This is a genomic window from Nocardia cyriacigeorgica, assembly GCF_029868385.1.
In the GTDB taxonomy this organism is placed as follows: Bacteria; Actinomycetota; Actinomycetes; order Mycobacteriales; family Mycobacteriaceae; genus Nocardia; species Nocardia cyriacigeorgica_F.
In genome coordinates this window covers 47,502-68,851 of record NZ_JARWNX010000054.1, presented here as the reverse complement: position 1 = coordinate 68,851, position 21,350 = coordinate 47,502, and the positions used below count along the sequence as shown (strand labels likewise).

The window sequence follows — 21,350 nt, the reverse complement described above, 5'->3', positions numbered from 1 at the left end:
CTGCGCCACTGTGACCATCCTCGGAATCGGCTTGGACCTGGTAACCATCTCCGAGTTCGCCGAACAGCTGCAAAAGTCCGGGACAACCATGCTCAGGGAGAGCTTCACCGCGGGTGAGCGGCGATACTGCCAGAGCAAGGGCACCGACCCGGCGCGCAGTTACGCGGCGCGATGGGCGGCGAAGGAGGCGGTGCTCAAGGCCTGGGCATCGTCTCGCTTCGCGCGTCGACCGCAGATCGGGGACAACCCGTATCCGTTGATCGAGGTGGTCAACGACGCCTGGGGCAGGCCGAGCATCAAACTGCACGGCCTGGCCGCGGAGTTCCTGCCACGCGCGCGGGTACATCTATCGCTCACCCATGACGGCGACACCGCCGCCGCCATGGTGGTACTGGAAGATCCGGGCGAGCTGGCCGATCTCATCGCGGGCAGAGTCCCGGAGAACTGATCGACCGACGGCACGCACTCTCGTCACGACGGGAGTGCGTGCCGTTCGTGCGCCGAGAGCGCCCACGCGCCGCATACGGCCACGAGGGGTAGCACCTGTCCGGCCGAGGTGGACAAAGTGCGGCGCTCAGCGACCCTTTACGCCTACAGCACAGCGATACCGCCGCTGCTGTCAGCTCTCGCTCGCGGTGCGTGACTCCTTCTCCGCCACCAGCAGATAGGCGACCATCAGCCGCTTGAGTTCGGAGACGGCGTCGGCGTGGCTCTGTTCGTCCTGGACCGAGAAGTTGAGCATCGAGTACACGACGTGCACCAGCACCTCGGCCATCATGGTGCGCCTGCCGCGCGGGGTGCGCGGGGTGAGCGGGCGCAGCATCTGCGAGACGACCTCGGCGAACTCCTTCTCGTGGATCGCGCCGGTGGCTCGCGTGGATGGTGTGGACTGCATGGCCAGCCACACCTCGCGGCGCGACGGATCGGTCATCCACAGACTGGCCAGATGATCGACGAACTGGTTCATATGCCGCAGCCAGTCCAGCGAGGGCACCTCGCCGTGGAAGTCGGCCAGCTCCTGGGAAACCGCGACCAGGTCTTGCCGATTCAGCTCGCAGACGATGACGTACTTGTTGGCGAAGAACTGATACAGCGTGCCGATCGGCACTTCGGCGCGCGCCGCCACCTCTTCACAGGTGAACGATTCGAACCCGACCTCGACCAGCAGTTCGCGCGAGGCCTGGAGCAGTGCGTCGAACTTGCGTTTGCTGCGCTCCTGCGTCGGCCGTTTGCGCGGCATGAGCTCCTGCGGGTCGTCTTGCAGATCCAACGCAGGGTCCAGGCGTCGTTGCGACCTGGTCTCCGTGCGTATATCCACACATCCAGGCTAGCGGTACCGGTCGGTCCTCGATACACGACCGCTCTCGACGGTGATCGAAACTGGTAATCGTCACCACCCATCCGTACCGCCTGTGGTATCGAACACATACCAAGGGCACGTGCCTTCGGCGGGTGCTCGGGGCAGGGATCCAGGGGAAATGCAGGGAAATCTCTCCAGGTGCACGGATTTCGGCGAGTCCGTGCACCGGTAGCGGCACAGGGAAGGCGTGAACTGTGGTAGCTCGATCCGAATCAGCTCGATCCGTCATCACTCTCGGCGTGTCCACCGAACGTGGCGCGGTACACGCGGTGGCCCTCGGCGACGAGGGCGCGAAATTGTCCGACCGGGTGCTGCTGCATCGGGTCGCCGCGACAGCGGGCGACGGGAAGGCCGAGCTGGCCGATACCGTGGCACGGGCATTGGATCGGATCGCGGCCGAGATCGGCTCCTCCGGTGAGATCGCCGGTATCGCGGTGGCCTACCGCGATGCCGCCGAACGCCGCGCGATCGTCACCCGGCTGGCCTCCGGACCGTGGCGCAGCGCCTCACTGGTGTCCACCAAATCCGCGCACCTGAGTGTGGCCGGGGCGATGACCTGGCTCAACGAGTTCGACAATCTGCTGATCTGCGAGGTCGTGCCCGGATATCAGGCCTTCACGCTGGTGGATCAGGGCCGCAGCCGGGTGCTCGCGGCCACCGGGCATTCCGGTGCGGTGGTCACGATGGAGACCATGCGCGCGGCGGTCACGGTGGCACGCGATCAGCTCGACGCCGCCGAGGTCAGGCCCGACGCGGTGGTACTGATCGGCACGGGCGCCGACCAGCCCGCCGTCACCGGCGCCGTCGCCGGGTTCGGTGCGCCGGTGATCCCCTGCATGATCGCCGGGTCCGCACCCGCCATCGGCGCCGCACTGTTCGCCATGGACGATCTGGTCGAGGCCGCGGTGCCGATCGAGCAGGCCCGTCGGCAGCGCGGCGGCGGCGTCGCGCTGGTCGCCGCCGCCGGTGTACTGGCGGGCGGCCTCGCCGGTGGCGGGGTGTATCTGCTGAGCCAGCAGAACCGGCACTCCGCCCCCGCCGCCACCGACACGATGTCGGCCGCGAACTCACACACCGTCGGTGCCGACGACACCGATATCGCCCGCCCGGACGCCCCGGTGAATCCGCCGCCCACGCCGGTGCGGGCGCCTGAACACGTGGCCTTCCAGCCGGGTTCGGCGACGACGGTCCCGGAGACGGCGAGCCTGCACACCACCCCCCGTCCGCAGTACGCGGCCCCGCAGTGGAATTCGTGGCCGGATGAGCGCGGTGTGCCATTGGTCCCGGCCGCACCGGAGACCGCGCCCGCCGCCTGGGATCCGAGCCGCAATTCGATCCTGCCGGAACCGGAAGTGAAAGTCGGCGCACCACAGGGACTGCTGTTCCCCGGTGAGACGCCGCCGCCACCGGCCTTCACCCCCGAGTCCTACGCCTGGTGGACCGAGCATGTGCGCATGCTCGCCCAGTGGGCCGCCGAACAGGTCTTGCCGAGCTGATCGGCAGCCGCGGTGCGGCTCAATCCGTGGTGCGCCGCCGGAACAGCGCACGCGCCGCGAGATAGCCCGCCGACGCGATCACCGCACACCAGACGATCGCCAGGGCCGCGCTGTTGCCGATCGGGGTGCCCATCAGCAGTCCGCGCATCGTCTCGATCACCGGTGTCACCGGCTGATGTTCGGCGAAAGTATGCAGCCAGCTCGGCATCGATTCGGTCGGGACGAAGGCGCTGCTCACATAGGGCAGGAACATGAAGCCGAAGGTGAATCCGTTCGCGGCTTCCGGATTGCGGGCCAGCAGGCCGAGCGCCGCCGCGACCCACGACAAGGCCAGCACGAACATCGCGATCACCCCGATCGCGGCCGACCAGCGCAAGGGTTCGGTGGTCGGCCGGAAACCGAGCGCCACCGCGACACCGATGACGATCCCGGTGGTGAGCAGATTGCGGAGCACACTCTCGGCGACATGACCGGTGAGTACCGCGGATCGGGCGATATCCATGGTGCGGAACCGGTCGATGATGCCGTTCTGCATATCGGTGGCGAGGGTGGGCGCCGTCGTCGCGGCACCGAAACCGGCGCACAACAGGATGATTCCCGGCACGACGTAGTCGATGTATGCGCCGGGGCCGACCTCCATCGCGCCGCCGAACACGTAGACGAACATCAGCAGGATCATCACCGGCAGCGCGATCGTCATGATCATGGTGTCCGGACTGCGCAGGGTATGGCGGATATTGCGATCCAGCATGGTGCCGGAATCGGCGGCGGCGCGCACGGTGCGTGCGGCGGGGGACAGGGTGGTCATCATCATCTCGTTTCGGTGCGGAGGCTGTCAGGCCGCGGATTCGGCAGGAGTGGAGTGGCCGGTCAGCGCGAAGAACACATCGTCGAGATCCGGCAGATGCACGGTCAGTTGGTCGACGGCGATATCGAGATCGTCGAACCGGTTCAGCAGCCGCTTCACATCGCCCGCATTACCGTCCGAAGGCACCTGCAAGGTCAACTGGTCCATATCGACGAGGCTGTGATCGCCCGCGGCCACGACACGTTCATCGATGGCGCGGGCGGCGGCGGTCAGCAGGTCGCGGTCGGCGAAGCGCATCCGGATGTGACCGCCGGGGGCCAGCTGTTTGAGTTCGTCGGGGGTGCCGTCGGCGACCAGCTTGCCGCCGTCGAGTACGGCAACCCGGTCGGCGAGCTGATTGGCCTCCTCCAGATACTGCGTGGTCAGGAAGATGGTGGTGCCATCGGCGGCCAACCGCTGGATCACCTGCCACAGATCGCGGCGGCTGCGCGGATCGAGGCCGGTGGTCGGTTCGTCGAGGAACAGGATGCGCGGATCGCCCATCAGGCTCATGGCCAGATCGAGGCGGCGGCGCATACCGCCGGAATAGGTGCCTGCGGGACGGCTCCTCGCGGCGGTCAGGTCGAATCGCTCCAGCAGTTCGGCAGTGCGGCGGCGGGTTTCGGTGCGGCCGAGGTGCAGCAGCCTGCCGGTGAGGTGGAGGTTTTCGACGCCGGTCAGCACATCGTCGACCGCCGAATACTGGCCGGTGACGCCGATGAGCCGACGCACGACCTCCGGTTCGTCGACCACATCGTGTCCGAAGACGCGTGCCATGCCCCGATTCGGGGTGCTGAGGGTGGCCAGGATGCGCACGAGCGTGGTCTTGCCCGCGCCGTTGGGGCCGAGCAGCGAAAACACCGTCCCCGCAGCGAGGTTCAGGTCGATGCCGTCGAGCACCACGTGCTCGCCGAATGTTTTGCCGAGGCGGTGCAGTGCGAGCGCGGGTGTGCGGTGGGGAGCCATCGGATCTCCGATCAAAACTGTTTATGGTCTAAACTCAGTTTATAGAATAAACAGTTATCTGGCACAAGGGAAGGCCCGTGGCCACGCGGCTAGAGTCGACGCGAGCGAGGGAAGGTGAGCAGCAGATGACGTCCGGCGAAGAGGTACTACCCAAGTCGGTGGCGCTGATGTGGGGGATCGACCAGCCGGGCGGCCGCGGGCCCAAACGTGGCCTGAGCCTGGATCAGATCCTCGAGACGGCGATCGCCGTCGGCGATGCCGAGGGCTATGCGGGGCTGTCGATGAACCGGGTCGCCCGCGAGCTGGGATTCACGGCGATGTCGCTGTACCGGTACGTGGACAGCAAGGCCACGCTGGTGGATATGGTGCTCGATCGCGTCGTCGGGCCGCCGCCGGAGATCGAGCCAGGCCGATCGTGGCGCGAGGGCCTGACGGTGTGGGCGCGCCGTGAATACGAGGTGCTCGGCCGCCATCCGTGGACACTGGACATCCCGCTCGGGTCACCACCGCTCGGCCCGAACAATATGGCCTGGCTCGAGGTGGGGCTCGGCACCATGCGGGATCTGTCGGTGCCCGACGCGATCAAACTCCAACTGGTCATGAACATGTCGTTGTATGTGATGGGTCGGCGCCGGATGGCCCGCGATATCGCCACCGGGGTGGACCTCGACGCCGATTTCACCGAGCCGCTGCGGCGGCTGCTCGACCCGCAGCGGTTCCCGGCATTACTGTCCGCGCTCGGTAACCGCGCCTTCGACGACGAGGAGATCGACTGGGAGAAAGCCGATTTCGAGTTCGGGCTGGCGCGGCTGCTCGATGGCTACGAGAGCTTCCTTCGCTCGTTCGACTAGACCGAGAGATCCCGCCGCAGTTTGGCGACATGTCCGGTGGCGCGCACGTTGTACTGGGCCACCTCGATCTTGCCCGCTTCGTCGACGAGGAAGGTCGAGCGAATGACGCCGGTGACCTTCTTGCCGTACATGGTCTTCTCGCCGAACGCGCCCCACGCGGTGAGGACGCCGCGTTCGGGGTCCGACAGCAGCGGGAAGGTCAGGCCCTCGTTATCGCGGAACTTGGCCAGCTTCGCCGGTTTGTCCGGTGAGATGCCGATGACGTCGATGCCAGCGCCCGACAGTTCACTCAGGTTGTCGCGGAAATCGCAGGCCTGCTTGGTGCAGCCGGGGGTGCTCGCGGCCGGGTAGAAGTACACGATCACCTTGCGGCCGCGATAGTCGGCGAGCGAGACCTCGTTGCCGTCGGCGTCGGGCAGGGTGAAATCGGGGGCGGGATCGCCGGGGGAGAGGCGGTGGTTGTCGGTCACCACCGAACCGTAACCGAAGGCCATGACCGCGACCGCGGATACACTCGTCGGCGAGCCCTGGACCGGACCGCCTACGAGCGCCGGGCGGGGTCCGCGAACCTGCCGCGCATCGCGCGGCGACGCACGACACAGCACCGGACCGCGCGCGGGCGCGGCGATCGTCTACAGGAGGCGCCAAGTGGCAAGGGATACCGAGCGGATCGAGCAGGAGATCGAGGCCGCGCGGACGCGATTGGCCAGCACGCTGGACGAGATCGCGGTGCGGGCCGATCCGCAGCGGATCGCCGACGACACCAAACAGCTGGTGGTGGCCAAGGTCAACGAGCCGAAGGTGAAGTACACCCTGATCGGTGCGGGTGTGTTGCTGGCCGGGCTGGTGCTGGTCAAGATCTTCCGCTGAGCGCGGGCCGGACCCCGAAAAGACGAACACCCGGTCGGCCGCAGCCGCACCGGGTGTTCGTCTATTCGAGCGTGTCAGACCGTCGGGCACGCGAATCCATCACCGTCGGGATCCAGATGCGGGCCGAAACCGGGTTCGCCACGGAAGATCGGCGCCCGGCCCGCGGCCTTGACGTCCTCGCAGTTGGCGAAGGCGCCACCAGCCGAGCCGGTCTGCGCGGTCCCGGCGGAGCCGGTGGCGGCCGAGCCGGTGTCGGCGGCGGACGAACCTGTGCCTGCGGAACCGGAAGGGGCGGGGACGGCCAGCGCGGCCGGTGCCGCGAGGAGGGTCAGTCCCGCGACGGCGACGCTGACAGTGAACCGGCGAACGTTCATGTATTCCTCTATGTCTGCTGCGGTGGAGTTGGCGCTCTCGAGTCCGAACGCCGCATCCACTGTTGTGACGACCCACGCACTTGTCAACCGGGTGGCACCGAAATGCCAGCTGCGACCGGTGGTTCTGCCTCGGTGGTCAGGGGCCGCACCGCGCCGGAGGGTGCTCGATGAATTCCGGTGAAACGGCCGGTTGTGATAGGGATTCTGCTATGTCCGTTGAGTGTCGACCGCCGCGTGCGATCTTCGCGCGCCCGGTACGCGGGCGCGCGAGTTGATCGGGAGAGGGCAGTTGGTACGGATCAGCGAGGGCACGGCGGCCGCTACGGCGACCGCCGCTTCGGTGCCGAAGGACGCGAAAACGACCGACTATCGCCTGGATCTGGACGGTCTGCGCGGTGTGGCGATCGCGTTGGTTGTGGCCTTCCACATCTGGTTCGGCAAGGTGTCCGGCGGCGTCGATGTCTTCCTCGTGCTGTCCGGTTTCTTCTTCACCGGTATGTTGCTGCGCCGCGCCGAGGGCGACGGCGGGATCGGCCTGTGGCAGACCTTCCGTCGCACCGCCCGGCGCCTGCTGCCCGCACTGTTCGTGGTGCTCGCGCTGGTCGTGGTGATGACCGTGGCCGAGCATCCCTATACCCAGTGGGCGGATATGTCGGGCCAGACGGTGGCCTCGGCGCTGTATTACCAGAATTGGTACCTCGCCAACGCCGCCGCCGACTATCTGGCGGCCGATCCCTCGGTGAGCCCGCTACAGCATCTGTGGTCGATGGCGGTCCAGGGTCAGTTCTATGTGGCGATCACGCTGCTGCTGGCCGCGGTGGCCTGGATCTGCCGCCGCACCGGACGTCGCTCGGCGGTGCGTCCGGCGGTGGGCGCGCTGGCGCTGGTCCTCGGTATCGCCTCCTTCGTGTACGCGGCGCTGCGCTCCGGTTCGTATCAGGAGTGGATCTACTACGACAGCGGTGCGCGGGCATGGGAGCTGCTGGTCGGCGCCCTGCTCGCGGTGGTCGTACCGTTCGTGCGGGTACCGGATCGGCTGTGGGCGAAGATCGGGATGTCGCTGCTCGCGGCTGCCGGGCTGTTGGCGGTGCTGACCTGCGGAATCCTGTTCGACGGCGCACGTCAGTTCCCGGGTCCGGCGGCGCTGTTCCCGGTGGGCGCGGCCGTCGCGTTGATCCTCGCGGGCCGCAGTACCGAGTCGGGGTGGCGGCCCGCGGTGTCCCGGCTGTTGGCCACTCGGCCGATGGTCGAACTCGGCGCCATCGCCTATGCGCTGTACCTGTGGCATTGGCCGCTGCTCATCTACTACCTGGTCCAGACCGAGGCCACCGAGATCACGCTGGGCGATGGGCTGGTGATCATCGGTCTGTCACTGGTGCTCGCGGTGCTGACCAACCGATTGATCGAGGAACCGCTGCGGTTGCGTTCGGGCGGATCGGCGGCCTCACCGCTGTGGCTGCGTCGCGGGGCCGCGGTCGTGGTGACCGTCGTCGGTGTGCTGGTGCTCGGGGTGTCCGGGTTCTGGCAGGGCGTGCTGATCAACAACCCGGCCCGGCCGATCGGTGCGCTCGATCCGGTGGTGTATCCGGGCGCCGAGGCCCTGCTGGCGGGTGCGACGGTTCCCCCTGCTCGGGTGCGGCCCTCGGTGCTCGAGGCGCCGGGAGACCTGCCCCCTTCCACCATCGATGGCTGTATCTCCGACTGGTTCACCACCGAGATCACGACCTGCGTCTACGGTGATCCCGCTGGCGCGCGGACCATGGCCGTCGTCGGCAATTCCCATGCCGAGCACTGGTTGCCCGCACTGGACGCGCTCGGGCGCGCGCACGGTGTGAAGGTCGTCGTCCTGCTCAAGATGGGCTGTCCGCTCAATCTCCGGGAGGACGCCAAATATCGCGGCCTCGATATCCCGGACTGCCGGGATTGGTCGCGGGCCGTGGTCGACCGGCTCGGGGCGGAACGGCCCGACTGGGTGTTCACCACCGCGACCGAACCGCAGTGGCCGATCGGCGGCGACAAGACTCCCGACGAGTTCGTCGAGGTGTGGACCGCGATGGCCGAGCGCGATCTGCACGTGATGGCCATCCGGGATACACCGTGGCTGCGCAATGACAAGGGCACCCGATATCGTGCGGTCGACTGTCTGGCCGCCGGTGGCGATGCCGACAATTGCGGTATCGCGCGCAGTGAGGCGTTGTCGCCGGTGAATCCGGCCATCGAACCGGCCGCTGCCTTCCCCAATGTGCATCTGCTCGATCTCAGCGATGCGGTGTGCGGCCCGGAGATCTGCCGGGTCGTGGTGGGCAATGTGCTGGTCTATCACGACGAGCATCACCTCACCGCCAGCTATGTCCGCACCATCACTCCCGAGCTGGAACGTCAGATCGGCGCGACCACCGGTTGGTGGTGAGCGGGCCGAGCCCGTTCGCGGCATTGGTGTCTATGTCAACCACATGTGGTTAGCATCGTGTGGTGGTCCGATGGCTGAACGACGAGGAACAAGCCACGTGGCAGGCCTACATCCTGTTGCGTCAGCGGATGGATGCGGCGATCACGGCCGGGCTGGCGGCCGACGGGCTGTCGATGGCCGATTACGAGCTGCTGGTCCCGCTCTCGGCCGCACCGGAGGGCTGTCTGCGCGCCAAGGAACTCGCGGTGCGGGTGTGCTGGGAGAAGAGCAGGCTGTCCAAGCATCTGGCTCGGATGGCGGCCCGCGGGCTGGTCGAGCGTGAGCGCGTGGCCGACGATGCCCGTGGCGTGCTGGTACGGCTGACGCCGCAGGGGCGGGCGCTGCTCGCGCATGCGGCACCGCACCATGTCGCACTGGTGCGGGAGATGTTCATCGACGGCATCACCGAGGCGGAGGCGCGGTCGTTGCGGTCGCTGTCGGCGCGTGTCGCCGAACGGTCGGAACGGGACGGCCGAGGGCCGGGCGCGGAGTACACCGCGACGCCCGGCGACGCTCACACGGTATGACCGGGCGGGCCGTCGGCGGCTGGTGACCGCACGCCCGTGCGGCGCCCGACCGGCCTCGGCCGGGAATCGGACTCAGGACCAGGGCACGATCGGTGGCTTGACCCACATCAACTTCTCGTCGCGGTGCGAACGCCGGGCCGCCGGATGATCGGGGTGACGTCGCGCCCACGCGTCCTTCTCGTCGAGCAATCCCGCCACCGACTGCCAGGTCTCATCGGTGCTCGGCGGATTGGTCTGCGCGGCACGGGCCAGTTTGCGTCGTGTCGCGGCGGGCATCGCCAGCAGTTCGGCGCTGGTGATGCCGCGCTCCCAGAGGAAACCGGCCAGGAGCCGCGCCTTCTCGGCGCGGCTCCTGGCCGCTGCGTCGGAGTGGGCGTAATCGGCCATGGCGCAGTGTACGTCGGGGCCGATGACGCCGGTCCGGGTCAGTACGCGCTGTTGACGTTGTCCATCGAGCCGTAGCGGTGCGCCGCGTAGTTGCAGGCGGCCACAATGTTGGACACCGGGTTCCAGACGTCGAACGGGGTGCCTTCGACGTGGTAGGCGGCGAAGGTGGGGTCGATCACCTGGAGCAGGCCCTTGGACGGGATACCCGCCGCGGCGTTGGAATCCCACAGGTTGATCGCCTGCGGGTTGCCGGTGGACTCGCGCATGATGTTGCGCATGATGCCGTCGTAGGAACCGGGGATGCCCTTGGCGGCCATGATGTCGAGGGCCTGGCGGATCCAGCCGTCGAGGTTGTCCGGGTAGACCGGCGGCGCGGGGGCCGGGGCCGGAATCGGCTCCGGTGCGGGGGCAGGCGCGGGTGCGGGGGCCGGTGCGGGCACGGCCTCGGCGACCGGCTGATCGGCGGGCTTGTCGGCGGCGGGCTCGGCCTGCGCGGCGGGCTGCTGCTCGGCGACCATCGCGATGCGCTCCGGAACGCTGTCATCGGCGACCGATACCGCGGAGGAGGCGGCGACGGCGACGATTCCGGCCGCGGCTGCCGCGAAGGCGAATCCCTCACGAAGCGAGCGGCGGCGGATGGTGGGAAGGCGTCGGTCAGGCATGGCGAAATCGGTTCCTTGATCGGTGTAGGTTTTCGATCCGGCCGCAGGAAGGCAGCACGGATCCACGGCGGCGGCTCTCTGCGCGCACGCCGGAACAGGGCTGTGTGCTGTTGTGGGGTTGTGTTGTGCGACGGGAACACTCAGCGGTTCCCGATCACCGACGCGTGGATCTCATGCGGTTCCTGGGAATTCGTGTCCCGGCCCGCCGCGTCGCGCGGAACTCCACTCGGGTGGAGCGTCGGCCCTTGCTTCGACCTGATTGCAGAATGGTCACGGAAGGTTAACGGAAGGTGAATAGAGGGCCAATCGGAGGCGATGTTGACCTTGAAACCCTCGAGTGAACTGCATCGATCCGGAACCTATGCAGGGGGTTTGCGATTAAACCTCTTGTGCCTCAGCTCACAGAACTTTTCAACACAAAGTCTGTTTCAGGGCCTGAAAGTGACATTCCCGTGACCTTGCCGGTGTATTCGCGCGTGACCGCGCCCACTGGGTCGAACAAAAGAAAGCCCCGGCATAATGTGATGCCGAGGCTTTCTTGTTGTGCGCCATCAGGGACTCGAACCCCGAGTCCGCTGCTGTGGTTCGGCCAGAGTTCACAGCCGGTCGCAGTGGATCCCAGCTGTCGCTCCAGCCTCGGCGGCGCGTGATGCGTGACTGTTCTGGGCGATCACTGTGAATTCGGTCTGAGAATGGCGATTGAACACAGCCGGGACGACTGCGGCATCTTCGGTGATCGAAGCCGGAGTCTTCCCATGCACCGCCGGCGGGCCGACCACTTCAATCGCCCCACGATCCCGCACAGGTCCTCGTGTCGCGGCCGCCCGGCCTCGGCGCGATCAGCGGAGCCGGACCGCGGTGCCGGTGACCCTGACCTGCTCCTCGCCCGGATGCAGCGTGACTTCCAGCAGCGACGGTCGACCCATGTCGTGGCCTTGGTGGAGGGTCAGCTCGGCGTCGGGCGGAACCAGGCCGAGCTGGCGCGCGTATGCGCCGAAGGCCGCGGCGGCGGCACCGGTGGCGGCGTCTTCTACGACGCCGCCGACGGGGAATGGGTCGCGGACGTGGTAGATCGTCGTGGTTTGGCGCCAGACCAGCTGCACCGTGGTCAGGTCTAGCCGATGCATCAGCGCGAGCAGGCGGTCGAAGTCGTAGTCCAGGTCGGCCAGCCGTTCTCGTGTGGCGGCCGCCAGTACCAGATGGTGTACCCCCGCGTACGCGATCCGCGGGGGCAGCGCGGGGTCCAGCTCCTGGCTCGTCCAGCCGAGCGCCGCCAAGGCCTCCGCGACATCGCTCGGATCTGCCTCATACACCCGCGGCGGCACGGTGGTGAGCGTGGCCTTCAGCGTCCCGTTTTCGTCCTGTACGGCGACCGGTACCAGACCGGCCTGGGTGTGGAGGTCGAAATTCCCGGGTCCGAACCGTTCACCGAGTGCGATGGCCGTGGCCACAGTGGCGTGGCCGCAGAAGTCGACTTCCGCCTTGGGGCTGAAGAACCGAAGGGTGAAGGTTCTGTGGTCGTCCGGGGTGGGGCCGGGTGTGAGAAAGGCGGATTCCGAGTAGCCGAGTTCGGCGGCGATTGCGGTCATTGTGTTGTCGTCGAGTCCGGAGGCGTCGAGTACAACCCCGGCTGGGTTGCCGCCGTGGGGGCTGGTTGCGAAGGCGGTGTAGTGCAGGATGGCGGTGGGGGTCGGAGCGTTCATTGGTGAGGATTCTTTCTGTCGGAGCCGGATTGCGGGTGAGTGGACGGGAGTCGAGGGGTCACTGGTCGTTGGCGCGCCACTGCGACAGGGTGAACATGGCGAGCAAGGTACCGGTGGCGAAGGCTGCGGCAGCGAGAGCCGCCGATAGCCGCAGGCCGGGTATGAAGCCGTTGGAGGCGGCGAGCATGCCGAACAGCGCCACCCCGGCGGCGCTGCCGACCTGCCGGGAGACGTTGAAGACGGCGGCGGCGATGCCCGCCCCTGACGCGGGGGCGGCGTCGATGATGGCGGCAGTGGCAGCCAGGGCCGTCATGGTCTGGCCGAGCCCGGTGGCAACCAGGGCGAACAGCAGTACGGAATAGGGAGTGTGCGGCCCGGCGAGCAGCCAGCCGAGGAAGCCGGCGGTGCCGAGCATGAGGCCCGCGGCCATCGGGATGTACGGGCCGGTACGGGCAACGATCCGGCTGAACAGCGGTGCGGCTGCCAAGCCCATGCACACCGACGGCAGTAGCGCGAAGCCAGTCGCCAGAGCGCTGAAACCGCGTTCTTGCCGGAAATACAGGGTGGTCAGGAAGAGCATGCCGTAATAGCCGAGGCTGATCAGTAATCCGATCGCGGCGGTGCTGGTAAAGGCTCGGGAGCGGAACAATGAGGGTGGCAGCAGCGGTGCGCGCTTGCCGCGGCCCCGTACCATCTGTGCCTCCAGGACTCGCTCGACCAGGGCAAAGGTGACAAGCGCGACGGTGCCCAGGCCGAAGGCGGCCAGGATAGGCGTCGACGTCCAGCCGCGTGCGCTCGCCTCGTTGAGGCCGTAGGCCAAGGCGACGAGCCCGACGATGCTGAGCGCCTGTCCCAGCGGGTCCATCCGGTGGGCGCTCGCCAGGCGGGTGGAGGCACGGAGATAGCGCAGAGTGAGGTGCACGGCGAGAACGCCGATAGGCAGATTCAGCCAGAACACGAATTGCCAGTCGACAGCTGAGACCAAGACCCCGCCGACCACGGGGCCAGCGCCGAAAGCGACAGACGCCACCGCGCCCCAGATCGCGATAGCCCGTGTCCGCACTGCCAGATCGGGGTAAGCGGCTTGCAGGAGTGCGAGCGAGGCGGGTACGAGCAGTGCCGCGCCCACACCCTGGGCGAGCCGTCCGGCGATCAGCGTACTGGCGTTCGCGGCGAGGCCACAGACTGCGGACGCGATCATGAAGACTCCGAGGCCGGCAAGGAAGACCCGCCGATGCCCGAGTCGATCGGCGAGGCCACCGCCGAGCAGGAGCAGCGCCGCGAAGACGGTGCTGTAGCCGTCGATGATCCATTGCAGAGCCGAGGGACGGGCGCCAAGGGACGCGCGGATATCGGGGAGGGCGACATTGACGGCGGTCACGTCGAGCATTACGAGGAAGTAGCCGAGGCTGAGTGCGACCAGCGGGGCCAGCGCGAGTGTGGATCGCGAGTTGTCCGCGTCGGGGGTTGAGGACGATTGGGATGAACCGGTGAGACCGTCGGCGTGGATGGGCCGGGTGGCGAGGTCCGTGGAGATCATGTGGTAGATCCTCTACCCCAGATATTTCGTCATTCGTCGAAGTGTTGATGTCATATGCTGTCGTCATGTCGGATCCCCACCCGCTCCAGCGCCAGACCGATATCGCCCGTGCCGCAGCTCTGATCGCTGATCCCTCCCGGGCCGTCATGCTCAAATGCCTGGCCGACGGCCGGACCCTGCCCGCGAGCGCGCTGGCCGGCGAGGCCGCGGTCAGTGCCGCTACGGCCAGCGCGCACCTCGCCAAGCTGGTGGAAGGCCGGCTTGTCACGGTCGCGCGGAAGGGGCGGCACCGCTACTACCGCCTCGCCGGTTCCGATGTCAGCGCGGCCCTGGAGGCGCTGGCGCTCATCGCGCCGCCGTTGCCCATCACTTCGCTGCGGGAGAGCAACCGCACCAACGCACTGCACCGCTCCCGCACCTGCTACGACCACCTGGCCGGACAGCTCGGCGTCGCCCTGCTTCAGGCGCTGCTCGACCGCGGCATTCTCACCGGATATGACGGAGTACACCGTCCCGAGGACGCGGTGCGCGACCGCCCCTCGGCTTACGGTCATGACATTCGTTACGAACTCACCGACACCGGCCGCGAGCGACTCGGTGAACTCGGCATCGACACCGACCGCTTGCCGCCGCGCCGGCCCGCGATCCGATACTGCGTCGACTGGAGCGAGCACCGCCACCACCTGGCCGGCGGTCTCGGTGCGGCCTTGACCACCCGACTGTTCGACCTGGGCTGGGTGCGTTGGGGCGTCGCCCCCCGCCTGGTCCACCTCACCGACCATGGCGCCGCCGGCCTCGAGCAGTCACTTGGTCTGGTACTCAGCGAAGCATGAACATCACCGCGCTACCGCTGGGGCCCATCGTGGCGACACAACGCGGCGCCGGCATGTCTCCTTCAAGAGTGGAATGGCGACCTGACGCGGCTATCCGGTGCGCTGCTGTGTGAGCATTATGTGTGCACGGCTGGACGCGCCCGAACGCGTCGCTCCGGTAGGAATTCGGGAACGACCGCGTTCGGTGGGGCTTGAAAAGAGCTGTGGACCGGCGCCGGGCGCCGCGCCGACTATCGTGCGGCGAACGAATCAGCTGGGGCAGGCCGGTAGCAGAGGCGGATCACCCCCGAGGGGAAGACAGTGGTGCTGGTCGGCTCCAACCGGAGAGGTCCGATGCCGTCGAGGATTTGCGGCCCGTCCGCCCAGAGGTAGGGGCTGACGTTGATCCAGAACTCGTCGACCAAATCGTTTGCGATGAGGTCACGGGCCAGCTCGCCCGCACAGGGGACGATCAGATTGCCGTCGTGTTTGTCTTTGAGGTTGCTGACGGCCTCGGTGAGAGCTCCATCGAGCAGGGTGGCGTTCCACTCCAGCGGTGCGCTCAGCGACCGCGACGCAACGTACTTGGGCATGCTGTTCATCCGGGCCGCGTACGCCTCGAAACCCGGAGCATCGGCGAGCTTGGGCCAAGCCGCGGACAGGCCTTCGTAGGTCTTGCGTCCGAGCAGCATTGCGTCGGCGGCCTGCCACATCTCACGTCCTGCCCGCATGCTGTCGGGGTCGGTGACCAGCCACCCACCGTGTGGCTCGGGTGCCGGTGCTTCGAAGGCGCCGTTGACGGTCGTGCCGACGTTGATGATCAGTCGTCCCATGAGATTGCTCCTGTTGGTGTTGGTGTGCGGGTCTGCGGCGATGGTCGCCGCTAACTTGTGGGTGATTCGGGTGATGGACCGCGGTCGGTCGCCGAGATCAAGAGCCCGAGCGACCCTGTTATCGCCACATGCTCTCGGTGAAGATGCGTCTGTACCGTGTCGCGATCGGCCGGGTCTCCTGATGCCGATCATCGCTATCGGACCTGGTCGAACACTTCGGCTGCGGGTCAACCATCGGCCGATCGGTGTGCGCGCGTTGGTCGAATATCATCGATGACCAGCTGCGCGGGTCGAACCAGGGCAGGAGTATGTAAAGGAGAACCGGTGGAGCTGCGTGACATCGAGGTATTCCTCACCCTTGCCGACGAACTCCATTTCGGGCGGACCGCGGAGCGGCTGCACCTCACTACCGCTCGGGTGAGCCAGGTCGTCAAGAAGGCCGAGCGCAGAGTCGGTGGCGTGCTGTTCGAGCGGACCAGCCGCCACGTCGCCCTGACACCGCTCGGCAAGCAACTGCGCGACGAGTTGGCCTCCACGTACTCCGGCTTGCAGGATGTGCTCGAACGCGCCGGCCGGACCGCCCGAGGTGCAACAGGCCTGCTCAAGCTAGGGATGCTCAGTTGGAAGACCGAGATGGTGCGTCCGGCGCTCGGAGTCTTCGCGAGGGAAAGGCCGGATATCGAGGTGCGGATACGTTCGGTGGGTTTCGCGGATCCTTTCGCTGGGCTGCGTTCCGGCGATATCGACGCGGCGGTGTTGTGGCTTCCCGTTCGTGAACCCGATCTGACTGTCGGACCGCTGGTATTCGTCGAGCCCATCCTGCTCGCGATGTCGGCCTCGCACCGTCTCGCTACACGTACGTACGTTTCGTTGGAGGATCTCGCCGACGAAGTGGTGATGGGAGGCGCCTATCCCGCCTATTGGCGGGACGCGCTGGTCCCGCATCGGACGCCTGGCGGCAGGACGATCCCGGTCGGGCCGACGGTGACGACGTTCGAGGAGATGCTCCCGATCCTCGCCACCGGCGAAGCCATCTCACCGGTGCACGCGCACGCGGCCCAGTATGCCCGCCGCCCGGACGTCGTCTACCGGCCGATTCGTGATGCACCCGCCGCCAAGTGGGCACTGGTCTGGCGCACCGCTACCTCGAACGATGTGGTTCGCGATTTCGCGGCAGCCGCCGCATCTACCCCTCCACGAACTGAACTTCCGCAGCGCCCCGGTTGATCGGACAAATCGGTGCGCTTCCTGTCGTGGCCGACACGGTCCACTCGAGACCGTCGGTGAGGTATGCCTGGATCTGTCCGTGGCCGGATTTTGAACCTGCCGATGTACTGATCGACTGTGGACTTGTTCGCTGACACGGACACGGCACTCCTTCGCTCCTCTGCCGACCGTACCGACCGAGGATTGACAACACTGCGACAAGGGACCTCACCCGAGGTGACACGACCGCCATCGGCCTGGCCGAATCCCGGTAGTCGAGACACCTGCGATCCCTTTCTCCACTGATGATTCCTCCCGGCTCGCGGAGGATCAACGCTTGAATCGAGCAGCATCGTTAACCCATAGTTGACGTTGTCATCTCGGCGATGACGCACGACCATGTGGCAGCTCGGAACCAGGGCGCAAGCGACGAATCTCGGCCCGGCACTCCGACAACAACGGCACTTTCTCGCCTCTACCTGGCTCGGATAGGGCTGTGGTCATCGGCCGGATGGCCCATATCGAGTTGCCATCGAGTTGCCGCATGCGGCATTCCACGTGCCGTCGACGTCGCCTCACTTCCGAAACGCGAGCAGGATCGCGTGCCCGCGATGATCCGGGTTGTGGAGCGATCGGCGGGTGAACCATGGCGATCTGCCTGACGAACAGTGGGCGCCGTTGGAGCGCCTGTGCGCCGCGGACCAGCAACGTGAATCGAATTCATGAACGAGGAATTCTCAGGCAGGGCGGATGACGCGAGTGACAGCACCATCGAACATGTGCACAAAGAAAGGCCCCTAACCATAATGATCTGGTCAGGGGCCATGCTTGTTGTGCGCCATCAGGGACTCGAACCCCGAACCCGCTGATTAAGAGTCAGCTGCTCTGCCAATTGAGCTAATGGCGCGTGCCCCGTGTTCCGGTGCGGGACAGACATTAACAGGACCGGGCGCAGAAAGTGAAATCGATACATCGGCCGAGGGTGTGGCGTGCGTCGCTCTACCCGTAACGGGTTGTGGTTCGCATGGGATCTAACCGTGAAGACGCGCCGAGACGAGCCGGTCGTCACGTTGGGAACCGTCTGCCGGGCTGGCAGAATGGCAGCACGTGGTCTCGACCGGCCCGCCCGGTGCGGTGGGTTGAGCTCGGTGGGTAATCGGTGGGATCCGAAGCCGTCGGTGCGGGCTGTTGCACCGGGACTTGAAACGGGGTTGAGATGCGTATTGGTCGAGGTCGACATCGGTCGACGTGGAAGCTCGCAGGGCCGCTGGTCCTGCTCGCGGTCGTGGCGTTGGCATTGCCTTCGTGCTCGTCGTCGGATGCGGCGAACGAGCATGTGGCCATCGACCGCAACCCCATCACCGAACTGATCAAGCCGAAGCTACTGGCGCCGGTCAAGGACGGCGATGTCGGTGTATCACCGGCCGCGCCGATGGCCTTCCAGGTCGAGGACGGCAAGTTCACCAACGTGTCGTTGCTCACGCCGGAGGAGGAGCCGGTCTCCGGTGCTCTCGCGTCGGACGGCCGCTCATGGGCGACCTCGGAGCCGCTGGGTTACGGGCGCACCTACAAGTTGGTGGCCGAGGCGGTCGGCCTCGGTGGTGCGACCACGAGCACGCTGAGCTTCACCACCACCTCGCCCGACAACAAGACCAAGCCCTATCTCATCCCCGGTGAGGGCGAGGTCGTCGGCGTCGGGCAGCCGGTGGCGATCCAGTTCGACGAGAACATCCCCGATCGCAAGGCTGCGCAGGAAGCCATCAAGATCACCACCGAGCCCGCCGTCGAGGGTGCGTTCTACTGGGTGAACAATCGCGAGGTCCGGTGGCGGCCGGAGCATTTCTGGGCTCCTGGCACCAAGGTCACCATCGATGTGAATGTCTACGGCAAGGATCTGGGTGACGGGCTCTACGGCCAGGACGACATCCACTCCTCGTTCACCATCGGTGATGCGGTGATCTTCACCGCCGACGACAACACCAAGCAGGTGACCGTCCAGAAGAACGGTCAGGTGATCCGCACCATGCCGACCTCGATGGGTAAGGACAGCACACCCACCGATAACGGTGTCTACATCGTCGCCGACAAGCACCGCGAGATCATCATGGATTCCTCGACCTACGGTGTGTCGGTCAATTCACCCGACGGATATCGCACCCCGGTCGACTTCGCGACCCGGATCTCCTACAGCGGCATCTTCTTCCATTCGGCCCCGTGGTCGGTGGGTCAGCAGGGCTATTCGAACACCAGCCACGGATGTCTGAACCTGAGTCCGGCCGATGCGGCCTGGGTGTTCGAGAACGCCAAACGTGGCGACATCACCATCGTGCAGAACACCGTCGGCGGGACGTTGTCGGGTGTGGATGGCCTCGGTGACTGGAACATCCCGTGGTCGGAGTGGAAGGCGGGCAACGCCGACGTGGGCTGATACGGCCCGAGAGACGCCACGAGCGGGCACCGGTGATCCGGTGTCCGCTCGTCTGGTTTTCGGGTCGCTCAGGGCAGCATGTCGCAGCCGAGGTGGGCGTTGCCGGCCATGGCGGCCGCGCTGCCGGTGGCGGCGCACAGCAGTTTCTCGCCGCCGAGCAGCAGCCGGTCGAGGTTGGGCAGGCCGGCCGAGCCGGTGCCGGAGGAGCCGGTGGTGGCGAGTCCGCCCGCCGAGCCGCTGCTGGCGGAACCGGAGTCGGGCATATCCGGCAGCCCGACCGCCGCCGCGGCCGTTCCGGCGGATCCGGTGACGAGGGTGGCGCCGATGAAGGCTGCGATTACCGCGGAACGCATCAGGAGATGTTGTCTTTCTCGTCGAGCGGGTGCGCCACGGTGGCGGCCCCCTTTCGCGCAGTCTACGGACCGGTGCCGAGATGCACCACACATTCGGACTATGAACGTTTCACATGTCGTGAACGGGCTCGTGCGCACGTCACAGGCCCCGGCTCGGCGCGAACCGGGGGCTGTGACCATCGCTATCGAGCCGGTGACAGGCTCTTGTCGTCTGGCTCGGATGTGCGCCGCAGCACCGAATGCGAGCGGCTGTAGGCGAAGTACACGACGGTCCCCAGCGCCATCCAGATCACGAAACGCAACCAGGTCTCGATGGACAGATTGAGCATCAACCACAGGCAGGCGAGCGCGCCGAGGATCGGCACCACCGGGACGAACGGCACCCGGAACCCGCGCGGCAGATCCGGGCGGGTACGGCGCAGGATCAGCACGCCCACCGACACCAGCACGAACGCGACGAGGGTGCCGATATTCACCATCTCCTCGAGGGTGCCGAAGTCGACGAACCCGGCCAGCAGTGCGCACACCACACCGACGATGATGGTCAACCGCACGGGCGTGCCCTTGGAACCGGTCTGCGCGAGGCCGCGGGGAAGCAGGCCGTCACGCGACATGGCAAACAGCACGCGGGTCTGGCCCAGGTACATCACCATGACCACGGTCGACAGCCCGGCCAGTGCGCCGATGGCGATGATGTTCTTCACCCAGGTGGCTCCGTTGAGTGCGAAAGCCGTTGCGAGGGTCGCGTTCCCGTCCGCGAGCTGGGTGTAGGACACCATGCCGGTGAGGACGAGCGATACCGCGACGTAGAGCACGGTGACGATGGCCAGCGAGCCGAAGATGCCGCGCGGTACGTCGCGCTGCGGATTGCGGGTCTCCTCGGCGGTGGTGGCGACGACATCGAAGCCGATGAACGCGAAGAACACCAGGCTGGCCGCGGCCAGCAGCCCGTACCAGCCGTAGCTGGTGCCGCCGGAGCCGGTGAGGAAGGCGAACAGCGACTGGCGCACACCTTCGGCCTTCTCCGAGGGCTCCGAGGGCGGAATGTAGGGCGTCAGGTTGGAGGGCTTGAAATAGGTCGCGCCCACCACCAGCACCAGGGCGATCACACCGAGCTTGATCGCGACCGCGATGGCCGATACGCGGGAGGACAGTTTCGTCCCCGTGGCCAGCAGGACTCCGACGATCGCGATGATCAGCACCGCACCCCAGTCGAAGTGCACCGATCCGATCTCGACGACCGGTGCGTTGGCGCCAAGCACCTCACCGAGATACTGCGACCATCCCTTGGCCACCACCGAGACCGCGAGCGCGAATTCCAGGATCAGATCCCAGCCGATGATCCACGCGATGACCTCACCGAAGGTCGCGTAGGCATAGGTGTAGGCGCTGCCGGCCACCGGAACCGTCGAGGCGAACTCGGCATAGCACAGCGCCGTCAGACCGCAGGCGATCGCCGCGAAGACGAACGCGAGCGATACCGACGGCCCGGCCACCGTGCCCGCGGTGCGTGCGGTGAGGGTGAAGATGCCCGCACCGATGACCACGGCCACACCGAAGATGGTGAGGTCCTTCGCCGTCAGGTCCTTGCGGAGTTTCGAATCCGGTTCGTCGGTATCCCGGATCGACTGTTCCACCGATTTGGTGCGGAAGATTCCGCTCGTGATCGCCATGGCAGGTCTCCTC

21 protein-coding genes and 1 tRNA gene are annotated in these 21,350 nt (G+C 66.8%); 9 read left to right on the top strand and 13 right to left on the bottom strand.

Going from position 1 to position 21,350, the window contains the following annotated elements; genetic code table 11:
* Window positions 1-10: 10 nt before the first annotated feature.
* Window positions 11-448, top strand: a complete 438-nt coding sequence (gene acpS / locus QH168_RS17095; protein WP_280235650.1) for a holo-ACP synthase AcpS — start codon at window positions 11-13, stop codon at window positions 446-448.
* 171 nt (window positions 449-619) lie between these two features.
* Here the strand turns inward: acpS and QH168_RS17090 are convergent, their stop codons facing one another.
* The gene (locus QH168_RS17090) at window positions 620-1,240 is read right to left on the bottom strand and encodes a TetR/AcrR family transcriptional regulator (protein WP_280235778.1); all 621 of its coding nucleotides are present in this window, start codon (window positions 1,238-1,240) and stop codon (window positions 620-622) included.
* A 359-nt stretch (window positions 1,241-1,599) separates the two neighbouring features.
* Here QH168_RS17090 and QH168_RS17085 point away from each other — a divergent pair, with 359 nt between their 5' ends.
* The gene (locus tag QH168_RS17085) at window positions 1,600-2,856 is read left to right on the top strand and encodes a hypothetical protein (RefSeq protein WP_280235649.1); all 1,257 of its coding nucleotides are present in this window, start codon (window positions 1,600-1,602) and stop codon (window positions 2,854-2,856) included.
* Between the two features lie 19 nt (window positions 2,857-2,875).
* On the opposite strand, the gene QH168_RS17080 is transcribed toward QH168_RS17085, so the two are convergent.
* The gene (locus tag QH168_RS17080) at window positions 2,876-3,664 is read right to left on the bottom strand and encodes an ABC transporter permease (protein WP_280235648.1); all 789 of its coding nucleotides are present in this window, start codon (window positions 3,662-3,664) and stop codon (window positions 2,876-2,878) included.
* Between the two features lie 27 nt (window positions 3,665-3,691).
* A complete protein-coding gene (locus tag QH168_RS17075; RefSeq protein WP_280235647.1) occupies window positions 3,692-4,669 on the bottom strand; it encodes an ATP-binding cassette domain-containing protein in 978 nt (325 codons plus the stop codon).
* Between the two features lie 125 nt (window positions 4,670-4,794).
* Between QH168_RS17075 and QH168_RS17070 the strand changes: the two genes are divergently transcribed.
* Window positions 4,795-5,520 carry a TetR/AcrR family transcriptional regulator gene (locus tag QH168_RS17070; protein WP_280235646.1) on the top strand — a complete coding sequence of 242 codons (726 nt, stop codon included), beginning with the start codon at window positions 4,795-4,797 and terminating at the stop codon, window positions 5,518-5,520.
* On the opposite strand, the gene bcp is transcribed toward QH168_RS17070, so the two are convergent.
* Entirely contained in the window at window positions 5,517-5,990 is a 474-nt protein-coding gene (gene bcp / locus QH168_RS17065) for a thioredoxin-dependent thiol peroxidase (protein ID WP_280235645.1), read from the bottom strand. The genes QH168_RS17070 and bcp overlap by 4 nt on opposite strands.
* 178 nt (window positions 5,991-6,168) lie before the next feature.
* On the opposite strand from bcp, the gene QH168_RS17060 reads away from it, so the two are divergent.
* Window positions 6,169-6,390: a DUF3618 domain-containing protein gene (locus tag QH168_RS17060; protein WP_014349541.1), complete on the top strand. Its 222-nt coding sequence runs from the start codon at window positions 6,169-6,171 to the stop codon at window positions 6,388-6,390.
* Between the two features lie 74 nt (window positions 6,391-6,464).
* Here QH168_RS17060 and QH168_RS17055 read toward each other — a convergent pair whose 3' ends face one another.
* Window positions 6,465-6,764 carry an excalibur calcium-binding domain-containing protein gene (locus QH168_RS17055; RefSeq protein WP_280235644.1) on the bottom strand — a complete coding sequence of 100 codons (300 nt, stop codon included), beginning with the start codon at window positions 6,762-6,764 and terminating at the stop codon, window positions 6,465-6,467.
* Window positions 6,765-7,053: 289 nt separating this feature from the next.
* Here QH168_RS17055 and QH168_RS17050 point away from each other — a divergent pair, with 289 nt between their 5' ends.
* Window positions 7,054-9,174 carry an acyltransferase family protein gene (locus QH168_RS17050; protein ID WP_280235643.1) on the top strand — a complete coding sequence of 707 codons (2,121 nt, stop codon included), beginning with the start codon at window positions 7,054-7,056 and terminating at the stop codon, window positions 9,172-9,174.
* Window positions 9,175-9,236: 62 nt separating this feature from the next.
* Window positions 9,237-9,740, top strand: a complete 504-nt coding sequence (locus QH168_RS17045) for a MarR family winged helix-turn-helix transcriptional regulator (protein ID WP_280235642.1) — start codon at window positions 9,237-9,239, stop codon at window positions 9,738-9,740.
* A gap of 72 nt (window positions 9,741-9,812) precedes the next feature.
* Here QH168_RS17045 and QH168_RS17040 read toward each other — a convergent pair whose 3' ends face one another.
* The 4 genes from QH168_RS17040 to QH168_RS17025 form a co-directional block, all read right to left on the bottom strand.
* Window positions 9,813-10,127, bottom strand: coding sequence for a hypothetical protein (locus tag QH168_RS17040; RefSeq protein WP_280235641.1), 315 nt, complete (start codon window positions 10,125-10,127; stop codon window positions 9,813-9,815).
* Between the two features lie 38 nt (window positions 10,128-10,165).
* On the bottom strand, window positions 10,166-10,789 hold the full coding sequence (locus tag QH168_RS17035) for a transglycosylase SLT domain-containing protein (RefSeq protein ID WP_280235640.1): 624 nt from the start codon (window positions 10,787-10,789) through the stop codon (window positions 10,166-10,168).
* A gap of 839 nt (window positions 10,790-11,628) precedes the next feature.
* Window positions 11,629-12,492, bottom strand: coding sequence for a PhzF family phenazine biosynthesis protein (locus QH168_RS17030; protein ID WP_280235639.1), 864 nt, complete (start codon window positions 12,490-12,492; stop codon window positions 11,629-11,631).
* A gap of 58 nt (window positions 12,493-12,550) precedes the next feature.
* A complete protein-coding gene (locus tag QH168_RS17025; RefSeq protein WP_280235638.1) occupies window positions 12,551-14,032 on the bottom strand; it encodes a DHA2 family efflux MFS transporter permease subunit in 1,482 nt (493 codons plus the stop codon).
* 65 nt (window positions 14,033-14,097) lie between these two features.
* Here QH168_RS17025 and QH168_RS17020 point away from each other — a divergent pair, with 65 nt between their 5' ends.
* Complete coding sequence (locus QH168_RS17020) at window positions 14,098-14,865, top strand: ArsR/SmtB family transcription factor (protein ID WP_280235637.1); 768 nt, start codon at window positions 14,098-14,100, stop codon at window positions 14,863-14,865.
* 230 nt (window positions 14,866-15,095) lie between these two features.
* Here QH168_RS17020 and QH168_RS17015 read toward each other — a convergent pair whose 3' ends face one another.
* Window positions 15,096-15,677 carry a dihydrofolate reductase family protein gene (locus tag QH168_RS17015; RefSeq protein ID WP_280235636.1) on the bottom strand — a complete coding sequence of 194 codons (582 nt, stop codon included), beginning with the start codon at window positions 15,675-15,677 and terminating at the stop codon, window positions 15,096-15,098.
* A gap of 324 nt (window positions 15,678-16,001) precedes the next feature.
* Here QH168_RS17015 and QH168_RS17010 point away from each other — a divergent pair, with 324 nt between their 5' ends.
* Window positions 16,002-16,904, top strand: a complete 903-nt coding sequence (locus QH168_RS17010; RefSeq protein WP_280235635.1) for a LysR family transcriptional regulator — start codon at window positions 16,002-16,004, stop codon at window positions 16,902-16,904.
* 813 nt (window positions 16,905-17,717) lie between these two features.
* On the opposite strand, the gene QH168_RS17005 is transcribed toward QH168_RS17010, so the two are convergent.
* Window positions 17,718-17,790: transfer RNA gene (locus QH168_RS17005), tRNA-Lys, on the bottom strand.
* A 309-nt stretch (window positions 17,791-18,099) separates the two neighbouring features.
* On the opposite strand from QH168_RS17005, the gene QH168_RS17000 reads away from it, so the two are divergent.
* Window positions 18,100-19,311 (top strand): L,D-transpeptidase, encoded by a 1,212-nt coding sequence (locus QH168_RS17000; protein WP_280235634.1) that lies wholly within the window; start codon window positions 18,100-18,102, stop codon window positions 19,309-19,311.
* Between the two features lie 68 nt (window positions 19,312-19,379).
* On the opposite strand, the gene QH168_RS16995 is transcribed toward QH168_RS17000, so the two are convergent.
* Window positions 19,380-19,664: a hypothetical protein gene (locus QH168_RS16995; protein ID WP_163814843.1), complete on the bottom strand. Its 285-nt coding sequence runs from the start codon at window positions 19,662-19,664 to the stop codon at window positions 19,380-19,382.
* A 182-nt stretch (window positions 19,665-19,846) separates the two neighbouring features.
* The gene (locus QH168_RS16990) at window positions 19,847-21,337 is read right to left on the bottom strand and encodes an amino acid permease (protein WP_280235633.1); all 1,491 of its coding nucleotides are present in this window, start codon (window positions 21,335-21,337) and stop codon (window positions 19,847-19,849) included.
* Between the last annotated feature and the right edge of the window lie 13 nt (window positions 21,338-21,350).

What these genes read in the sequence shown, in the direction of transcription:
- QH168_RS17090 (WP_280235778.1), bottom strand. Translation starts at nt 1,240, where the DNA reads ATGCCGCGCAAACGGCCGACGCAGGAGCGCAGCAAACGCAAGTTCGAC.
- QH168_RS17080 (WP_280235648.1), bottom strand. Translation starts at nt 3,664, where the DNA reads ATGACCACCCTGTCCCCCGCCGCACGCACCGTGCGCGCCGCCGCCGAT.
- QH168_RS17075 (WP_280235647.1), bottom strand. Translation starts at nt 4,669, where the DNA reads ATGGCTCCCCACCGCACACCCGCGCTCGCACTGCACCGCCTCGGCAAA.
- QH168_RS17070 (WP_280235646.1), top strand. Translation starts at nt 4,795, where the DNA reads ATGACGTCCGGCGAAGAGGTACTACCCAAGTCGGTGGCGCTGATGTGG.
- QH168_RS17055 (WP_280235644.1), bottom strand. Translation starts at nt 6,764, where the DNA reads ATGAACGTTCGCCGGTTCACTGTCAGCGTCGCCGTCGCGGGACTGACC.
- QH168_RS17040 (WP_280235641.1), bottom strand. Translation starts at nt 10,127, where the DNA reads ATGGCCGATTACGCCCACTCCGACGCAGCGGCCAGGAGCCGCGCCGAG.
- QH168_RS17035 (WP_280235640.1), bottom strand. Translation starts at nt 10,789, where the DNA reads ATGCCTGACCGACGCCTTCCCACCATCCGCCGCCGCTCGCTTCGTGAG.
- QH168_RS17030 (WP_280235639.1), bottom strand. Translation starts at nt 12,492, where the DNA reads ATGAACGCTCCGACCCCCACCGCCATCCTGCACTACACCGCCTTCGCA.
- QH168_RS17025 (WP_280235638.1), bottom strand. Translation starts at nt 14,032, where the DNA reads ATGATCTCCACGGACCTCGCCACCCGGCCCATCCACGCCGACGGTCTC.
- QH168_RS17020 (WP_280235637.1), top strand. Translation starts at nt 14,098, where the DNA reads ATGTCGGATCCCCACCCGCTCCAGCGCCAGACCGATATCGCCCGTGCC.
- QH168_RS17015 (WP_280235636.1), bottom strand. Translation starts at nt 15,677, where the DNA reads ATGGGACGACTGATCATCAACGTCGGCACGACCGTCAACGGCGCCTTC.
- QH168_RS17000 (WP_280235634.1), top strand. Translation starts at nt 18,100, where the DNA reads ATGCGTATTGGTCGAGGTCGACATCGGTCGACGTGGAAGCTCGCAGGG.
- QH168_RS16995 (WP_163814843.1), bottom strand. Translation starts at nt 19,664, where the DNA reads ATGCGTTCCGCGGTAATCGCAGCCTTCATCGGCGCCACCCTCGTCACC.
- QH168_RS16990 (WP_280235633.1), bottom strand. Translation starts at nt 21,337, where the DNA reads ATGGCGATCACGAGCGGAATCTTCCGCACCAAATCGGTGGAACAGTCG.